This window comes from Enterococcus sp. AZ196, from assembly GCF_050498845.1.
Classification (GTDB): domain Bacteria; phylum Bacillota; class Bacilli; order Lactobacillales; family Enterococcaceae; genus Enterococcus_A; species Enterococcus_A murrayae.
The window spans coordinates 976,965-994,651 of record NZ_JBIPAM010000002.1 but is presented as its reverse complement, the minus strand read 5'-3'; the positions used below and the strand labels follow the sequence as shown (position 1 = coordinate 994,651).

The 17,687-nt window shown below is 42.6% G+C and carries 16 protein-coding genes; 4 read left to right on the top strand and 12 right to left on the bottom strand.

Annotated features, from left to right (window positions below; all coding sequences use genetic code 11):
* Positions 1-39 precede the first annotated feature (39 nt).
* From IGI67_RS22380 to IGI67_RS22355, 6 genes are all read right to left on the bottom strand, one after another.
* On the bottom strand, positions 40-249 hold the full coding sequence (locus IGI67_RS22380; RefSeq protein ID WP_207110570.1) for a hypothetical protein: 210 nt from the start codon (positions 247-249) through the stop codon (positions 40-42).
* 102 nt (positions 250-351) lie between these two features.
* Positions 352-921: an NUDIX hydrolase gene (locus IGI67_RS22375; protein ID WP_429959351.1), complete on the bottom strand. Its 570-nt coding sequence runs from the start codon at positions 919-921 to the stop codon at positions 352-354.
* Positions 922-1,006: 85 nt separating this feature from the next.
* Positions 1,007-1,858 (bottom strand): AraC family transcriptional regulator, encoded by an 852-nt coding sequence (locus IGI67_RS22370; RefSeq protein ID WP_429959350.1) that lies wholly within the window; start codon positions 1,856-1,858, stop codon positions 1,007-1,009.
* Positions 1,859-1,931: 73 nt separating this feature from the next.
* Positions 1,932-3,083: a pyridoxal phosphate-dependent aminotransferase gene (locus tag IGI67_RS22365; RefSeq protein ID WP_429959349.1), complete on the bottom strand. Its 1,152-nt coding sequence runs from the start codon at positions 3,081-3,083 to the stop codon at positions 1,932-1,934.
* 19 nt (positions 3,084-3,102) lie between these two features.
* Positions 3,103-3,825: an amino acid ABC transporter ATP-binding protein gene (locus IGI67_RS22360; protein WP_429959348.1), complete on the bottom strand. Its 723-nt coding sequence runs from the start codon at positions 3,823-3,825 to the stop codon at positions 3,103-3,105.
* On the bottom strand, positions 3,818-5,269 hold the full coding sequence (locus IGI67_RS22355; RefSeq protein WP_429959347.1) for an ABC transporter substrate-binding protein/permease: 1,452 nt from the start codon (positions 5,267-5,269) through the stop codon (positions 3,818-3,820). Before IGI67_RS22355 ends, IGI67_RS22360 begins: the two co-directional genes overlap by 8 nt.
* 151 nt (positions 5,270-5,420) lie before the next feature.
* Here IGI67_RS22355 and IGI67_RS22350 point away from each other — a divergent pair, with 151 nt between their 5' ends.
* Complete coding sequence (locus IGI67_RS22350; RefSeq protein WP_429959346.1) at positions 5,421-6,503, top strand: iron-containing alcohol dehydrogenase family protein; 1,083 nt, start codon at positions 5,421-5,423, stop codon at positions 6,501-6,503.
* A 327-nt stretch (positions 6,504-6,830) separates the two neighbouring features.
* On the opposite strand, the gene IGI67_RS22345 is transcribed toward IGI67_RS22350, so the two are convergent.
* Positions 6,831-8,585 carry a hypothetical protein gene (locus IGI67_RS22345; RefSeq protein WP_429959345.1) on the bottom strand — a complete coding sequence of 585 codons (1,755 nt, stop codon included), beginning with the start codon at positions 8,583-8,585 and terminating at the stop codon, positions 6,831-6,833.
* 47 nt (positions 8,586-8,632) lie between these two features.
* Positions 8,633-9,166 carry an N-acetyltransferase family protein gene (locus IGI67_RS22340; RefSeq protein ID WP_429959822.1) on the bottom strand — a complete coding sequence of 178 codons (534 nt, stop codon included), beginning with the start codon at positions 9,164-9,166 and terminating at the stop codon, positions 8,633-8,635.
* A 541-nt stretch (positions 9,167-9,707) separates the two neighbouring features.
* On the opposite strand from IGI67_RS22340, the gene IGI67_RS22335 reads away from it, so the two are divergent.
* Complete coding sequence (locus IGI67_RS22335) at positions 9,708-10,301, top strand: amino acid permease (RefSeq protein WP_429959344.1); 594 nt, start codon at positions 9,708-9,710, stop codon at positions 10,299-10,301.
* The gene (locus IGI67_RS22330) at positions 10,292-11,137 is read left to right on the top strand and encodes an amino acid permease (RefSeq protein ID WP_429959343.1); all 846 of its coding nucleotides are present in this window, start codon (positions 10,292-10,294) and stop codon (positions 11,135-11,137) included. The genes IGI67_RS22335 and IGI67_RS22330 overlap by 10 nt, the downstream gene beginning before the upstream one ends.
* A 40-nt stretch (positions 11,138-11,177) precedes the next feature.
* On the opposite strand, the gene menA (IGI67_RS22325) is transcribed toward IGI67_RS22330, so the two are convergent.
* The 4 genes from menA (IGI67_RS22325) to pplA all read right to left on the bottom strand — a co-directional run bounded on the left by menA (IGI67_RS22325) (position 11,178) and on the right by pplA (position 15,306).
* On the bottom strand, positions 11,178-12,164 hold the full coding sequence (gene menA / locus IGI67_RS22325) for a 1,4-dihydroxy-2-naphthoate polyprenyltransferase (protein ID WP_429959342.1): 987 nt from the start codon (positions 12,162-12,164) through the stop codon (positions 11,178-11,180).
* 65 nt (positions 12,165-12,229) lie between these two features.
* Positions 12,230-13,180 (bottom strand): 1,4-dihydroxy-2-naphthoate polyprenyltransferase, encoded by a 951-nt coding sequence (gene menA, locus IGI67_RS22320; RefSeq protein ID WP_429959341.1) that lies wholly within the window; start codon positions 13,178-13,180, stop codon positions 12,230-12,232.
* A gap of 1 nt (position 13,181) precedes the next feature.
* Positions 13,182-14,252 (bottom strand): FAD:protein FMN transferase, encoded by a 1,071-nt coding sequence (locus IGI67_RS22315; protein WP_242550488.1) that lies wholly within the window; start codon positions 14,250-14,252, stop codon positions 13,182-13,184.
* Between the two features lie 154 nt (positions 14,253-14,406).
* On the bottom strand, positions 14,407-15,306 hold the full coding sequence (pplA, locus tag IGI67_RS22310; RefSeq protein ID WP_207110557.1) for an extracellular electron transfer flavoprotein PplA: 900 nt from the start codon (positions 15,304-15,306) through the stop codon (positions 14,407-14,409).
* A 256-nt stretch (positions 15,307-15,562) separates the two neighbouring features.
* On the opposite strand from pplA, the gene IGI67_RS22305 reads away from it, so the two are divergent.
* Entirely contained in the window at positions 15,563-17,518 is a 1,956-nt protein-coding gene (locus IGI67_RS22305) for an FAD-dependent oxidoreductase (protein WP_429959340.1), read from the top strand.
* Positions 17,519-17,687 lie beyond the last annotated feature (169 nt).

Sequence of the window (17,687 nt, the reverse complement as noted above, 5' to 3'; positions counted from 1 at the left end):
ATGACATCGGTTAATCAAAAACGGTAAATTCAACAAGGCTTAGCTAGCCTGCTGCCACTTTTTTTCAATGCTGGACTCAGCTGATTGACACTGTTCCCTCTTAATCGCAGTCGCTAAAATTTGTTCTTTTCGTTGGGCCTCAAATTCGTTGATGCGTTCCCAATAGTGCTTCTCTGTTTGCTCCTTTTGCCATTTTCTAATGTCAAATAGCACGATGATCGTCAGGATCAATAAAATAAGGGTTATCATTCTTCACACCTCCTACACCCTTATTCTATGGCTTCCTGCCAAAATCAATTAGGACATATGTCACATTTTCAAAAAAACTTTTTTTAATTTAAAAGCCGCTCGTCAGCTATTTTTAAGCAAAAGCGCTTTTTCCATCATTTTATGATAGTAAGGCCGCATCTCCGCTTCGGCAACTAGCTGGTCGATATCTGAAACAGCCAGCCATTTCACATCACTGTTCTCATCTTCTTTGATTCGCAGCGTCTGATTCTCCTCCGCCATAAAAAGATAGGTCGTGTTGATATGATGATGCGCCTTGACGAACTGCCCATTTTTGTAGTGAGCATTCACTGGTAAAATATCAAAGGCAAACAAGCCCTCATAGATCAGACGATATTCTTTTAGCCCTGTCTCCTCTTCCAGTTCCTTTTGCGCGACTTGCAAAAGGTCCTCACAGCCATCCGCATGTCCGCCAGTCCAAGAATAGGATTGGTAAATATTATGATAAACCATCAGCACCTTGTCATAGGTTGGATTTACTACCCACGCAGAGGAGGAAAAATGATACTCTGGATTTTCCCGCGTCAGCAGATGTTCTTGAAATTGCAGTCTCTCTAAAAAAATTTTTTTATCCGCTGCTTCTTGTGAGGTAAATGGTTGATAGTCCTTAATTTCTTTGATCAGTTTTTTCATCTTGTGCACCCTCTTATCTTTTGGCTTTATGTATATAGGGTATAACAAAGAGGCTGCAGCTTCTAGCCGCAACCTCTTAAAAAAATTATTTTGCTCGAACCGGCAGCCAAACTTGGAACTGGGCATTTTCGGGATTGGCATCCAGATACAATTCAATATCCGGCAGTTCATCGTATTCAAAGCCGGAAGTCGGCAACCATTCCTGAAACACCTGCTGCTGCAGCTCTTGGATCGCTCCAGGCATTGGTCCAGTCCCTGAAAAGATCGCCCATTTCGCCGCAGGAATCTCATACTGGGCAAACCCTTCTGGCACATTCTCACTCGCCACACCGATCACATATTCCCAGGCATCTTGAATCTCTGAAGTCATCAAGCTGATTCCTAATACGCCTGGATTGTTTTGATCCATCACTGGAATCAATTTTTGCAGTTCTCCGCTGGCACTTACCTCGTTCCAAAATTCTGGAATACGTTTTTGCGCCACCTCCATGTCCTGCTCAATTTTCAAACCAAGTCCTGTAACATGAAACGCTTCTTTGTCAATTAGTTGATATTCCATTGCGTGCACTCCCTTTACTGTAAGTTGGAAGGTCAGCATGGGGTAGCTAGTCAATTTTACTCCTGATTGCTTTGCTTCTTTCGGTGTGATTCCATGGACTCCTTTGAATACTCGATTAAAGGAAGTTGGAGAATCATAGCCGTATTTAACGGCTACATCGATGACTTTTTCGCCCCGCTGCAGGTCAACACCTGCTAAACTCATCCTGCGCCGTCGGATATATTCACCTAAGGTCACACCCGCGATGTATGAAAACATCCGCTGATAATGATAACTTGAGCACTGCGCCAGTTGCGCCGCCCTGTCCAAGTCGATCTCACCTGTTAAATTTTCCTCCACATAAGCAATACTACTATTGAAATGATCTAACCACTCCATCCAATTTCCTCCTGTCTCTACTATAATGGGACCAGTAAAGAAATACCTCTCAGAACGTGCCGCCTTTTGCGAGCTAGAAGCGCAGCTTTGCCAACCGATCAAAGGCCTCTGCCAAAACCTCCAATGATTGTGTTGCCGCCAGACGAATATAGTCGTCTCCTACCTTCTCGCCAAAGGCTTTTCCCGGAACGAACAAGACACCGCTCTGCTCCAAGACCGTTTCAACAAACGTCACCGAATCCAATCCGCTTTTACTGATATTAATAAAAGCATACATGCTGCCGGCAACTGGACGCAAGGATAAATACGGAATTTCTGCCACTCTTTTTTCAATGTATGCCAAACGCTCTTTAAAAATGGCGACCGTTGGGGGTACAAGCTCCTCATAATGCTTCAATGCATAGATCCCGCCACGCTGTGATGCTGTCGGTGCCGAATAAGTAATGCTCTCGTTGATCATTCCAGCAATTTGATTGATATAAGCAGGTGCCACCATGTAGCCCAGACGCCAGCCGGTCATCGCAAAGCCTTTTGAGACCCCGCTGATCGTAATCGTATTTTCTGGAGCCAGGCTAGCCATCGGTACGAATTTTTCTTTGAAGGCAAAATCCTCGTAAATTTCATCCGAAATAATGAAGAGGTCCTTTTCAATCGCCACTTCGGCGATTTGCTTCAAGGTAGCTTCAGAGAAAACAGCCCCCGTCGGATTGTTTGGCGAGTTAATGATGATGGCCTTTGTCCGATCCGTGATGGCAGCTTTTAAATCCGCTACATCTAATTGAAAGCCATTCTCCTCATAGGTCGGAACAAAAACCGGTGTTCCGCCAGATAAAACCACCTGTTCGCGATAAGGTGAAAAATACGGCTCGTGGATGATCACTTCATCACCCGGATCAAGCAGCACCTGCATCACCAAATACATCGCGTGCAAAGCACCAACTGTTCCACGAACTTGATTCAGCTGGAAGGTCAGACCATACTTTTTCTGATAAAAATCAACAACTGTCGTCAAAAATTCTTTGCTGCCATCAGGTGCTGTATAATTCGTTGCTCCTTTTTTTACATCCTCGTAGGCCGCTTCGATAATCGCCGAATTGGTAATCAAATCCGGATCACCGATTGACAAATCGATAATATCTTCCTTTTCTTTTGCTAGAACAGCGATCTTCATCAGCAAATTTTCTGCCGGCTGCTGGAAGCGTCGCGCGATTTTCCGTTTATCCATCCTTATTCCTCCGCCTCTATTACAATACCTTATTCAAGAAATCCTGCGTCCGACTATTTTGCGGATGATTAAAGATTTCCTCTGGGGTGCCCTCTTCTTGAATGACACCATCTGCCATGAAGATCACCCGATCCGCGACTTCCTTCGCAAAGCCCATCTCATGCGTCACTACAACCATGGTCATCCCTTTTTTGGCTAAATCCTGCATAACGGCCAATACTTCACCGACCATCTCGGGATCAAGCGCTGAGGTCGGTTCGTCAAACAGCATCACATCAGGATTCATCGCTAATGCGCGAGCGATTGCTACCCGCTGCTGCTGACCGCCAGAAAGACTGGCAGGATAACTATCCGCTTTTTCCTTCAAGCCAACCTGATCCAATAATGCCAGACCTTGGTCTTTTGCTTGAGCAGGATCTTCCTTTTTGATTTTCACCGGTGTGATCGTTAAATTCTCCAATACACTCATATGCGGGAACAGGTTGAAGCTTTGGAACACCATCCCCATCTTTTGGCGAATCTGATCGATATTACTGTCTGGTGCCGTGATATTTTGTCCTTCAAAAAAGATTTCGCCAGAGGTTGGTTCTTCTAATAAATTCAAACAGCGCAGGATCGTACTTTTCCCACTTCCTGAAGGTCCGATGATAACCACTACCTCGCCTTCTTTGACTGTAAGATCGATGGATTTCAACACTTCATTCTCGCCAAAGCTTTTTGACAGTTGTTTTACATTAATCATTCAGACCCATTCTCCTTTCAACTAACCCTAATAAACGGGAAATACAGAAGGTCAAGACAAAGTAGATCAGCGATACCAGCACGTATGGTAAGAACGGCTTGAAGCTGGCTCCTTGCACCACCCCTGTTTGGAAGATCAATTCAGATACCCCGATAACAGATACGACAGATGATTCTTTGATGATCGTCACAAACTCATTTCCTAAGGCTGGCAAAATATTTTTGATTGCCTGCGGAAAGACGATATAACGCATCGCTTCCTTCTGATTCATCCCTAACGAACGTGCAGCTTCCATTTGTCCTTTGTTTACTGCATTAATCCCTGCCCGAACAATTTCCGCAACATACGCCGCACTATTTAATGATACCGCGATACAACCTGCCAGTAATTTCGACAGATCCAGCCCTAAGACTCCTGTTCCGAAATAGACGATAAAGATTTGAACCAATAACGGTGTTCCTCGAACGTACTCAATATAGATGACCGCTAATGCTTTCAAGATTTTACTCTTGCTTAGTTTCATCAAGGCCAATAAACTACCGAAGATTAACCCAAACAACACGCCGACAAAAGCAAGTAGAATCGTGTACTTCGCTCCATTTAAATAATAAGGACCATATTTTTGCAGGAAGGATTGCTCATCTTGGAACATCAGATCATTGGCTTCCTTTTGATAATCCTTCAATAAATCTTTATCATTGATTGTTTTGATCGAAGCATTGACATGCTTTTTCAGCTCCGGTGTATTTTTCGACATAGCGATGGCCGTAACTTTTTCGCCCTGCTCAAATTTCACTGGGGCTAACTCCACATTGTCGCTTTGTTGGACATAAGCTTCCGCTACCGGCTGTTCTAATACGACCGCTTCGACCTTCTTATTCAATAAATTGTTGATCAAATCTGGGACCTTTTGCAATGAGGTCGGTTCCGCACCGGTCATTTCATTTTTAACTAAATCCTCTTGAGTCGTTTGCTTTTGCGCGCCTACGGATAATCCTTTGAAATCCTCTGTCGTCTTGAAATTGTCCTTTTCTCCTTTGCGAACCAAAACCTTTTGTTGCACAACAAAGTATGGATCAGAAAAATCAACTTCCTTTAACCGCTCTTCTGTGATTGACATACCGGAAATAACTAGATCGATCTTTCCCGTTTTCAAGGCGCCCAGCAACGCGTCGAAACCAAGCTCTTCTATCTTCAGCTTCACACCCATATCCTTCGCGATTTTTTGCGCGATTGATACATCAAAGCCGACAATTTTATCTTTTCCATCCACATCTGCGTGGAACTCATACGGTGCATAATCCGCTGACAATCCAACGACCAGCTCGCCGCTTTGTTGAATCCGTTCGTAGATCTCATCCTTTTCTGCACCTTGTGCCTTTGCCGGTAAAAAGCTGATCAGCATCAGCAAGACTGTGAGCAATGCGCCAATTTTCTTTTTCATACATCCCGCTCCCTTTTCCAAATAATGAATAATAATATAAGTATACGAATAAATAAAGAATAAATATTCAAAAAGCAACTTGCATTTATACTACCATAACCATTATAATAAAAAAAGAGTTTTCTAAAAATCTAATGAAAGAAGTTTGCTAATGACAAAACAATTAATCGTTCGCGGTGCTCCGCAGGAATATAAGCTAAAAGCACACGCCTGGGACTCGTTAGAATCCCATCTTAATAGAAGAAACATAAAGAATGTCCTGATCCTCCACGGAGAGAAATCCTGGGAAGCGGTAAAACCTTACTTTCCCGAACTATCAATAACAACAGCGTATCACTATTATGGCGGTCAATGTACAGATGCCGCAGCAGAAAGCTTTGCGTCTTTATGCAATCAGAAAAAATTCGATGGTATCATTGCAGTAGGTGGTGGAAAAGTCGCCGATTTAGGGAAGTTTGTTGCATACAAGGCACATTTGCCTATCATCATCCTGCCGACTTTGGCTGCTACCTGTGCGGCTTACACACCTTTAAGTGTGGTCTATGATGAAGCAGGAATCATGCTGCGTTATGATATTTTTCCAAAAGCAAGCGATCTTGTACTAATTGATCCAGCAGTCATTTTAGCCTCTCCCCGTGAATTGATGATCGCCGGTATTGGCGATACCTTGGCAAAGTGGTATGAATCTCATGCAATCATTTCCCAACTAACAGTGAAGCCGATTGAAGTACAGGTAGCAGAATTCGCTGCTCAAAAATGCCGTGAGATCCTTATTACTGAAAGCTCAGCGGCCTTAGAAGCAATGGCGCAAAATCAACTCAACCAAGCCTTTATCGATGTGGTTGAAGCCAATATTCTGCTAGCTGGAATGGTAGGAGGCTTCGGCGATGAGTACGGCCGAACCGCTGGCGCTCACTCCCTTCATGATGCCATGACCGTTTTACCCGGCAGCCATCAGCAGCTTCACGGCAACAAAGTAGCTTACGGAATTTTGGTTCAATTAATGATTGAAGAAAACTTGACAGAGATCGAGCAACTATTGCCCTTCTATCATCAATTGAATTTGCCGACAAGCTTAGCGGAGATGAATTTACATTTAACCGAAGAAGAGTACCAAGCCGTCGCTGAACGTGCCTGCGCTCCTGGCGAGATGATCCATCTAATGAAGCAAACGATCACGCCAGACCTCGTGATCCAAAAAATGAAGGCCCTAGAAGCCTTCACACAAGAATAACGAAAGGAGCTTGCGAAAATCCGCAAGCTCCTTTTTGGTCTAGTTCGGATAAAAAAACGCAAAAAAAAAAAGATACTTATAAAGCAAAGTATCTTTTAAAAAATTTTCCCAGTTCTAATGGCATAAATAGTTAAGGAAATTAGAATGAACAACGCCAACATCTCTAGAAGAAAGTCGGTGGTTTTTACTTCGTTTTTCGAAGTGTTCCTCTCTCGTTTCATTGCGCTATTAAGGCCCTCCTTACTTTTACACTGCAAGGATAACAAACCATTGGTATAGCCGCGTAACAATTCTTAATGAATTTAATTAGAATGTTATTAACGAATTCTAATTTACACTCGCTTTTTTCTCGAATAATTGATTTTGAACATTTTTGACGATTAGTACCAATGCCAGCAGCTCAAACACTTGAATCAGTGGAACACCGGCACCTGTATAGAAGAACATGAATAGCGCCTTACCCTTTGGCGCCCAAGTTGCGAACCAGGATACGCCAAACAGATAGACAAGATACGTCAGGAGCAAGCCAAGGAAAATAATTAAGTAATCCGCCAAAACACTGCGGGTCTTTTTCTTTTTGACATAGCCGGCTATAAAGATCAGCGCCGAACCCAAACTAACCAGCAGCAGTACCGGTGAAATGATGCGATACAGCAAAATAATCCCATTAATGATCAGCACGATCGGTCTCGTCCGCTTCGCTTCTGCCGCCATTCCTTCTTTAATAGTAGATACCGTTTTGACATTCAGCAGATCCAGAACTACCTGCGCCGGCTGCTCCGGCATAAAGATGGAACCGCCATAATCCGTTCGATAGCTTTTGTAGAGTGCCGTTTCCATTACTCCAGCCCGCAAATAACTGAAAACCTTCCCCATGTCTTCAGATTTCTTGCCATTGCTTTGCTTCGTTACAAAGAACAGCTTCTTTCTCTTGAGTTTGCCGGACTTAAAGCCTTCTGCCAGCTCCTCGTTGATCTGCTTGAAGACTTTCTCGTTCTCGCCGCCATTTTTATACAGACCTTCCCGTTGAAACATTTCACGCAGTCCCCAGACAAACATATCTCCAGGCAGCTCGCCATTTTTAACAGGCCAAGAATCCGGCCAAATCGAGTCCTTCAGCATCCAGTCAATTCCTTTACGGTACTTGGCAAAAGTCGGTGAAATTTTTTGTGCTTCGGCAAAGGTTCTTTTCGAAACCCAAATACCGTTGTCCTCGGCAATTGATTTCTTATCATAACCGCTATTATCGATCTGAATCAGATTTTCCGTCAATTTAGCAAAAGACGTTTTCGTTCGATCATTCGTGGTAAAAATACTATAGTGATCCTGATTCGTCTTAGAAATCAGCAGCGCTTCCCCTAAAGTAAAGAGCACAGGGGCGGCCAGCAGCAAAAGATTACTGATGATTTTTTGCTTGTTCATCGCCTTCAGTAGCTGCCAAAAATTACGAAGCACCTCTTTCAATGATGAGCCCAAAGACTGATTCTGAACAATGATGCCAAAAAGTGTACAAAACGTAGCAACTATATAAAGCGGCAGCAGCCAAATCGAATCTTCTCGCAAATACCAGAAAAAAGGAAAAGCAATCGTCAATAAAATCGACCAAGGAATTCGCGTTTTGATGGTTTCCTTCCTACGTAAATAAAGCCCCAGAATACCCGCTAAGACAAACAGGACTGTCGCAAAGACTAAACTATTGCGATAAACACGCAGCGAAAAATCTGATGTCAGTGTAGCTGGAGAATAGATCAAGAATAAAAAGCCTATACCGCTCAAATACTTATTCTTAATTAATGGTGATAAGGCTTTGATAATAGCAAATGCCGCCCCCATATTGACCAAACACAAAAACAAAGGATAGGACAACTGTGAAAAATGATTCACAAGCAAAAAGAACGTAAAAGACAAGCCTTTTGTCAACGTCCCCGTACCGTATTCTCCCAACCATTTGCCAGCTAAAATATTCAATGCTTGGTTAATAGAAAGCGCGTCATCGTAGCCTGCATGCATATATATTTTGATTGGCATCATCGCCGCGAGCACGAGTCGAAAAACAATCGCGAAGATAAAAATACCTATCAATACCCTTCCCATTAACTCTGGCTGATTCTTAAATCGATTTTTGATCATCATAGTTTAGAAAAAGGGATAAATGCAGGCAGGTTCCCTTCTGTTTCCATCATAAATTTTTGGAGCCAAATGACATCATGCCATTGATCAAACTTAAAGCCTATTTTAGGAAAATTCGCGACCTCCTGATACCCCAGCTTCTCATGAAAATCAATACTGGCTTGATTCCCGCCAGTTATACAGGCTGTCAAAATCGCGACATTTTGCTTTCTCAAGGTTTCTTCTAACGCACAATATAATTGCTTTCCCGCTCCATTGCCGCGTTTTTCACGATCGACATAGACACTGACTTCAACCGCCCAATCATAGGCAGCTCGATCTTTGTACGCATGAGCATAGGCATAGCCTAATATGCCCCCGTCCTCTTCCGCCACTAAATAAGGATAGCTGCTGACGGTTTTTTCAATTCTCTTAACAAAGTCCTCTTTGCTAGGTACCTCGTAATCAAAAGTAATAGTTGTTTCTAAAACATAGGGCGCATAAATCGCCACCAGTGAAGCTGCATCCATTGGTGATGCTACTCGAATTTTAATCATCTCAGACCTCCTTGCTGGTTCAATTCTATCACTCTGATAATTAAAAAAACACCCTCTCTAAAAAAGATCCATCGAAAATCTTAATAATTATTGCATTTTTTAACTAAATTAACGCTTAAATAATAAACACAACAGATAACAGGACGATGGAAATAATAACGGCTGGCTTCCCTCACTTCGTTATCGCATTGTGAATTTCTTGTTTTTTTCAGAAGACTGAAGCAGGAAAGGAAATTGGGTTTAGATTAGATTATAATGGTAATTCTTTAACCTTCATTGAATTAGTTTTACGTCTTCCTTATGGTTATTTTTATGTAAATATGCTTATATAGAAAGAGCGTCTTTCATCCGTTATTTTCAATTTATCGGTGTTGTGAACAAAGAGTGCGCTACCTGCGAGGGTCGGAAAATCAACGTAATAATTACCAATCAGCTTTCAGCGAGCACTACCAATAAAGGTAGTGCACTAGTCAGCAGGCTGAAAATAAATGGTTGTACGATAAAAAAAGCTTCATCACTAGGAACTAGGAGGAAATTTATGGAACAGCAGCAAACACCTGACAAGCATACAAAAGAGATGAGCTTGTTAGGTTTAAGTATGATTGTGATTGGTTCAATGCTGGGTGGCGGTGTATTTAACCTTCCCAGCAGTATCTCTCAATCAGCCGGCGTCATTGCTTCATTATTGGCGTGGCTAATTACCGGCGTCGGGGTCTTCTTTATCGCGAAGGTCTTTCAGACTCTTTCAAGGGAAGAACCAGAGATTATCGGCGGCATCTACTATTACGCCAAAGACGGCTTTGGCGATTATGTCGGATTCAACTCTGCTTGGGGCTATTGGCTAAGCAACATTATCGGGAACGTTTCTTTTGTCATTCTTTTTTTAGATGCCTTAAGCAAATTTATCCCCTCCATCGGCGGTTCTGGCGGTCAAATTGGGTTGTTTTTAGGTACGTTCATGATTTGGAGCGTCATCTTTTTGGTTGCTCGGGGGATTCGTACTGCCAGTATTTTGAATACGATCGCTACCAGCGCAAAAGTGGTGCCGATCCTATTAGCTATTTTCTTTTATTCATTCATTTCAAATATCAAACCTTTTCAATGGATGTTTTTGCTAAAAATATGCTGTTGAATGGTAAGCAGTTAGGCAGTGTTCCCACACAAATTCGTCATGCAATGCTGCAAACGATGTGGGTTTTCGTCGGAATCGAAGGCGCCGTCGTTCTATCTGGGCGAGCAAAACGCGCCCGTGATGTTGGTCGTGCAACGTTGATTGGCTACTCCATAACACTGGCAATCTATGTATTGATCGTGATGTTGAGTTTTGGCTCACTGCCGCAAGAACAGCTGGCTAACCTGCCAAGTCCTTCATTAAGCGGCGTTTTACGTGCCTCGACAGGTGCCTGGGCAAGCAATATGATTAATATTGGTGTCATAATTTCTGTATTAGGAGCCTGGATCTCATGGACAATTTTAGCTGCAGAAATTTCCTTTGACGCTGCTCAGGACAAGATGTTCCCAGCCTTCTTAGGCAAGGCCAACAAACAAAATGCACCGGTAAACGCCTTAGTTTTGAATGGCGTGATTATGCAAATCGTCTTTCTGATCTCTCGGTGGGCAATGGATGCCTTCCAAGCAGTGACCGATACTGCGACAACGATGGTTCTCGTCCCTTATGTTTTATCTGCCGCCTTCTTATGGCAAATTGCTAAAGCAAAGAAACATACTGGCCAGCAGTTTTTAGCGGTCGGCGGCGTCATTTACGGAATTTATATGCTCTATTCATCTGGAATCCTGAATCTGCTTTATTGTATCGGCATTTACGCATTGGGCTTTGTCTTTTGGCTGTGGAACAGTCATACGTATAAACGACCTGTTTTCAGGACAAAGCGAGACAAACTCTTATTTACGATTGTGACTGGCTTAGGTGTGCTAAGCTTGATCGTTTTTCTATTTCAATTAAGATAAAAGAAATGGCAGTGAGCAAACTCACTGCCATTTCCTCTATTTAAATAATTTGCATTGCCAGCGTGACCAAAAGCCCTAACGCATAACAGCTGTTAAACACAATCAGATTTTCCACCGCCAGCGGGAATGTCTTGTTTTTGATTTGTTCCTTCGTGAAACGCTTAGTCTGCGGGATAATCTTCAACAGACTAATAAAAGTCAGCAGGATCGGCCATTGATAAATCCCGGCAAACAATCCAATCAGAATCACTCCATAGCAGCTGTACATCAACACCTTAAATAATCGTACTCCCCACTCGCGGCCAATATAGAAGGGCAAGGTATAGCGATGATTTTCTACATCCTGCTCTAAGTCGCTTAAATTATTTGCCAGCATGATGTTCGCAATTGTCAGCATCAGCGGCAATGCTGCCCAGACAACTGCCAGCACCGCCAGCGTATTTCCTGTTACTGCAAAATGATCCATAGTCAATTCCATATAAAAGAGCCGTTGATCATAGGTGTTCAGATAAATCGTAATGGCAAAAATTCCCAAGCCTTCTGTGATACCGCTGAAGATTTCTCCTAGCGGCATTCTCGAAAGCGGGATCGGACCGTACGTATAAAACACCCCGACAAAAAAGCAAGCCGCCCCCATTGGTAAAAGCATCCAGCCGGTTTGAACAACTAATATCAGTCCGATGATCGCCGCGAAGCCCACCAAACCAAAAATGAGCTGTTGAATCTGTTTTTCCGATAGATTTTCTCGACCGATGACATTTTCTTCGTATTTGTATTTTTCCGAGTGAGCTTTTACGAAATCCATATAATTATTGATCGCCGTAATCGCCAAATCAAAGGCGAACATTCCGAAAAAGAAAATAAGTGTCTTGCCTGGATGAAACGCCTGAAAATAGGTGTTTGTAAATAGTACAGCGATCACAAAAGGAAAGATACCGGCAAATTTTGTGCGAATCTGCACGAGCTCGAAAAATGTTTCTCTGGTCATTTTATTTTGAGCGGCTCTCAGCCTCTTCGTATTGTCCATAATACCCCTCTTCCCAAAACTCATACCACCACAGCAAAAACATGTGGTGGTAATGAACTGCTAGATTAACGGATAAATTGCCAAAGCAACGTGGCTGCAAGGCCTAATGCATAAGAGCCATTGAATGTAACCAAATTTTTGATCGACATCGCAAAGGTCTTGCTTTTAATCTGTTCTTGGGTAAAAATTTTCGTTTGCGGATAAACCTTGACTAGGCTCACGAAGACCAAAAGTATCGGCCACTGGTAGATGCCAGCGACCCACCCGATCACAATAGCGGCATAGCAGCTGTACATCAATAGATTGAATAAGAGCACCGCATTTTTTTTGCCCAAATAAAACGGCAAGGTATAGCGATGATTGGCGATATCCTGCTCTAAATCACAAAGATTATTCGCCAGCATAATATTAGCGATCGTCGCGATCAGCGGTAACGAGGCCCAAACAACGGCTAGAGCCGCTGTTGTGCTTCCAGTAACCGCAAAATGCTTCAGATCCAGCTCCATGAAAAAGAGCCTTTGATCATACGTGTTCAAGTAAATTGTAATAGCAAAAATACCAAGCCCCATCGTTACACCGCTGAATACTTCCCCTAAAGGCATCCGAGACAATGGAATGGGACCAAAAGTGTAAAACACGCCGATGAAGCAGCAGGCACAGCCCATCACCAAAAGCAGCCAGCCTGTTTGAACAGCTAGAGTGAGTCCGACAATCGCCGCAAAGCCTATCAAGCCAAAAATAATCATTACGACCGTTCGTTCCGACAGCTGATCCTTGCCGATGACATTTTCCTGATATTTGTATTCCTCCGAATGGGCTTTGCGAAAATCCATGTAATTATTGATCGCCGTCGTTGCCATATCGAAAGCCAACATACCAAGGAAGAAAAAGAGAGTTTTTCCCCAATGGAAAGAATGGAAGTACGTATTGGTAAACAATACCGCAATCAAAAACGGAAACAAGCTCGCTAACTTGGTGCGTATCTCTACTAATTCAAAAAAACTTTTTCTTGTCATACTATTTCAAATCCTTATCGTTGCCCATCGTGTAGCCAGCTTCCTTATTCAGCTCAAAAGTATCTTTCAAACCAGAAGTTACATAGACTTTATCGTCTCGTGTCACAAAAATCGCTTCGGTATCCTTCAAATCCTCCACGTAGCTCATTCCTTCTTTGACCCCCATCGAAAAGACAGCGGTAGACAATCCATCGCCATCGATCGATTTTTTCGATACGATCGTCACCCCTGCGATATCATTGTCAAAGGGATACCCGGTCTTTGGATTGAACAGATGATGATACGTTTTGCCATCTGCTTCTAGGTAGCGCTCGTAGATACCCGATGTTACTAATGACATATTACTTTCTGGAATGCTGCCTAGAATTACGTTACGCGCTTGGTTAGGGTCTTGGATACCGACTGTCCAATCCTCCTTTTGATCGCCGCGAGGACTGCGTCCCATAACATAGACATTTCCGCCAAGGTCGATGATCGCCGTCGTTACTTCATTTTCTTTCAACACCTTAACGACTTCATCCGTGATATACCCTTTGGCGATTGCGCCTAGATCCAGCTTCATTCCTTTTTCCTTTAAATAGACCGTCTTATCCGTCTCATTAAATTCGACCTCGTGATAATTGACTAATTTCAATGCTTGATCGATCTCACTTTGTTCAGGCTTGCGAGCATCTGGGAAGCCAATGCGCCACAATGACGTGATCGATCCGATGGCCATATCGAAGCCGCCTTTAGAATCTTGACTATATTTGTAGGCTTCCTTCAATAGATAATACATATCGTCCGTCACTTTGACTGGTTTAATCCCCGCCTCTTTATTGATCTCATCGATCTCTGAACCTTCTTGATTAACAGTGATTTTATCAGCCAATTCCTTCACTCGAGCAAAAGCAGGCTTCAGCGCGGCCTTCTTACCATCATCATAAATACGAATCTGGACATAGGTACCCATCAAAAATTGTTTATCATCATAGGGCTTCTCATTTATTTTTGGTTTGTCACTGCCGCAAGCTGTCAGTACAACCAGAATCAAACTAAAGATCAGGATTACTATACGTTTTTTCACTTCCATACTTCCTTTACTAAAATTTTCACTTTATCATAGCGCGTTTACGCAAACTTTCAAAGTCTTTTTTATCTAAAGTATGATTGGTGATTTTCTAAGAAAAAAGGGTCTGTGACTGATCTGCCACAAACCCTTAAAAAGTTCCCTTAAGATTCAGGAATTATTTTTTAGTAACAATGTTATCCACTTGGATTGCTGTAGTGTTGCCTTTTTCAGCAGCATTCACTAATTGAGCAGCGTAAGTTTGGAACACATGTGATGAGTGCGTTGCGCCAGTAACCACTTCTACATCAGCAGGGGCACCTTTTTCAACTAACCCTTTGTTCAATTGTTCGATGTATTCTTTTGGTCCTACACCGCTTTTAGCCTTCATGTTCTTTTCATAGTCAGCATCATCTTTTTTAGACTTGCCATCTTTGTCGACCATGTCGAAGTTTGATTCAGTAATTTTTCCACCAGCAACAGTCATGTTGAAGATTGTACGGTAGCCATTAGAGTAGTTCTTTTCTTCTAATGTGTAGGTACCATCCTTCAGATCAGCACCATTATCGATTTCGATTGTTTTTGTGTCGCCTGCTTGAGCCGCTTGAACTAATTGTTGAGAGTAGTTTTTAAAGCTTTCGCTTGAATGTGTTGCACCAGTAACCACTTCAACTGCATCCGGATTTTGCGTTTGTTCTAAAGATTTATTCAGTTCTGGAATGTATTCTTTAGGACCAGTTTTCGTTTTTTCCTTCATATTCTTTTCGTACTCAGCATCTTTTTGCTTCGATTTTCCATCTTCATTCAAATAATCGTAGTTTGATTTCGTGATTTTTCCATCTTTAACAGTCATATCGAAAACTACTCGGTAGCCATTATTGTAGTTCTTTTCTTCAAGTTTGTAGGTGCCGTCTTTAAGATCGCCGCCTGCTTCTTTTTCAGCTGGCTTCACTGCTTCAGATGAGCTTGCTGAAGAACTTGATGCTGACTCTTTATCATTGTTTCCGCCACAAGCAGCTAATGCTATTGTAGAAAACGCTACCACAGCAAATCCTGATACTATTTTTTTCATTTTCATGATTAAACTCCACCTTTATTCTTTTTTTGTGATTCATTAAACAATAACTATTCTAAAATATTTTTTTATGTTTGTATACGATTATTCCGTTAAAACAATTTATTTTAATCCAATTATAAGGATAGTATCATTATTACTTTAGAATAATTGTGATAGACAAAAAAAAGAACTATATGTATAATGAGAGCGATTGTTCAGGTATTATCAATTCATTATTATTGTGCAGTCATTATCATTTAGAAGGAGCGGATTTTCAATGGCAAAACAGAAAATTGTCGTTGTGGGTGCAGGTTATGCAGGTGTTGCAGCAACGAAATTCATGGCCAAAAAGTTAAAAAAAGACGACGTTGAGATCACGTTGATTGACCGTCACTCTTACCATACAATGATGACCGAATTACACGAAGTAGCTGGCGGACGAGTAGAACCCGAAGCAGTCCAATACGATTTACAACGACTGTTTGCTCGCAAGAAAAATGTATCGCTAGTCACCGATACCGTTATTGGCATCGATAAAGAGAAAAAAATCGTCAAAACAAAGCTGGGCAAGTACCCCTTCGATCAATTGATCATTGGTATGGGCGGCGAGCCAAACGACTTCGGTACACCTGGGGTCAAAGAACATGGATTTACTTTATGGTCGATGGAAGACGCGATCAAGATTCGGAAACACATCGAAGATACAGTCGCAAAAGCAGCGCTTGAGCCTGATGAAGCCACTCGCCGTGCAATGCTGACCTTTGTGGTCTGCGGTTCTGGTTTTACTGGGATCGAAATGATCGGCGAATTGATGGAATGGAAAAATGTTCTGGCAAAAGAACATAAATTACGTCCTGAAGAGTTTACTTTGATGGTTGTGGAAGCCCTTCCTACTATTTTAAATATGCTTGATCGTAAAGACGCGGAAAAAGCGGAACGCTTTATGATGAAAAAAGGCATTCAGTTAAAGAAAGGCGCTCCTATTACCGAGGTAACCGCAGATCATATCGTCTTAAAGGACGGCTCGCAAATTCCAACGAACACTTTGATCTGGACTGCCGGTGTGAAAGGAACGACTGATGCAGCTGATTTTGGTTTGGAAGCTGCTCGCGGTCAGCGCTTATATGCCAACGAGTTTATGCAAGCTAAAGGCTACGAAGATAAAGACATCTACATCGTCGGTGATTTGGTTTATTATGAAGAAAACGATGATGGAAAGCCTACGCCGCAAATCGTTCAGGCTGCTGAACAAACGGCCCATACTGCTGCGGCTAATATCGTCGCAAAAATCAAAAATACGCAAAAGCACGAGTTCAAGAGTAATTATCAAGGCTTCATGGTTTCCATTGGTTCTAAATGGGGTGTTGCCAACCTAATGGACAAGGTTCATATGGCCGGCTTCATGGCGATTGTGATGAAACACATCGTTAACCTGAAATACTTCTTTGACATGCGCTCTGGCTACTACATGTTCCAATATATGATGCATGAGTTCTTCCATATCAAAAATGATCGTAATGTGACCCGCGGACATTCTTCTCGTTATGGCAATGTTCTTTGGAGCGTACCTTTACGCGTGTTCTACGGTTCAATGTGGCTGGTGGAAGCATCGAAAAAAGTAGTCGGCGACGGCAGCTATTTAAATCCAAGCTCTTGGTTTGGCAGCGGCTCGTGGTTTACTGATAAAGTCGTGTTCCCCTTCCCCTGGCTGCAGGAGCAAGTAACAACTGGCGCCTCAGCGGCTGGTTCACACGCAGCTGAAGCAACAACAGCGGCAACTGGTGCGGCTGGCGGAGCAACTGACGCAGCTGCGACTGCGGCGACACATTTTGGCTTTAACTATACATTTGGTGAAAACCCAATGCCCGTTTTTGAAAAAATGCCGAATTGGTTCGCGAAGATTATGGAATTTATGATGCCGAATAAAGATGTTGCACTATTCATGCAAAAATTCATGACCTTCGTTGAAATCGGAATCGCATTGGCCTTGATCTTTGGCTTATTCACTTGGTTAGCGAATGCTGCTACGATTGGTTTAGTCGTTGCCTTCTGTTTATCAGGTATGTTCTACTGGGTAAATATCTGGTTCATCCCTGTTGCCTTCGCCTTGATGAACGGCTCCGGTCGTGCATTAGGTCTGGACCGTTGGGTGATTCCTTGGATTCAGCGTACTGCTGGCAGATGGTGGTACGGAACACCGAGATCCATCTACGGAAAAGACAGCTCCAACTAATTTGACCAATATTGACGGAAAGTTCTAAAGGGCTTGTTTTTCTCTTTAGAACTTTCTTTATGTTATGATAAGAAAAAGATTTACGAACTCATTTTGCTTTGGAATGATCAGATGAAAATGGATCAATAGCGATCTTCAAAAGCGCCGACTTTTGCTTGGTTTCAACCAA

Coding starts and splice junctions, on each gene's coding strand:
- IGI67_RS22315 (WP_242550488.1), bottom strand. CDS start 14,252: ATGGAAGTGAAAAAACGTATAGTAATCCTGATCTTTAGTTTGATTCTG.
- IGI67_RS22330 (WP_429959343.1), top strand. CDS start 10,292: ATGCTGTTGAATGGTAAGCAGTTAGGCAGTGTTCCCACACAAATTCGT.
- IGI67_RS22365 (WP_429959349.1), bottom strand. CDS start 3,083: ATGGATAAACGGAAAATCGCGCGACGCTTCCAGCAGCCGGCAGAAAAT.
- IGI67_RS22360 (WP_429959348.1), bottom strand. CDS start 3,825: ATGATTAATGTAAAACAACTGTCAAAAAGCTTTGGCGAGAATGAAGTG.
- menA (WP_429959342.1), bottom strand. CDS start 12,164: ATGGACAATACGAAGAGGCTGAGAGCCGCTCAAAATAAAATGACCAGA.
- IGI67_RS22370 (WP_429959350.1), bottom strand. CDS start 1,858: ATGGAGTGGTTAGATCATTTCAATAGTAGTATTGCTTATGTGGAGGAA.
- pplA (WP_207110557.1), bottom strand. CDS start 15,306: ATGAAAATGAAAAAAATAGTATCAGGATTTGCTGTGGTAGCGTTTTCT.
- IGI67_RS22335 (WP_429959344.1), top strand. CDS start 9,708: ATGGAACAGCAGCAAACACCTGACAAGCATACAAAAGAGATGAGCTTG.
- IGI67_RS22380 (WP_207110570.1), bottom strand. CDS start 249: ATGATAACCCTTATTTTATTGATCCTGACGATCATCGTGCTATTTGAC.
- IGI67_RS22350 (WP_429959346.1), top strand. CDS start 5,421: ATGACAAAACAATTAATCGTTCGCGGTGCTCCGCAGGAATATAAGCTA.
- IGI67_RS22375 (WP_429959351.1), bottom strand. CDS start 921: ATGAAAAAACTGATCAAAGAAATTAAGGACTATCAACCATTTACCTCA.
- IGI67_RS22355 (WP_429959347.1), bottom strand. CDS start 5,269: ATGAAAAAGAAAATTGGCGCATTGCTCACAGTCTTGCTGATGCTGATC.
- IGI67_RS22305 (WP_429959340.1), top strand. CDS start 15,563: ATGGCAAAACAGAAAATTGTCGTTGTGGGTGCAGGTTATGCAGGTGTT.
- menA (WP_429959341.1), bottom strand. CDS start 13,180: ATGACAAGAAAAAGTTTTTTTGAATTAGTAGAGATACGCACCAAGTTA.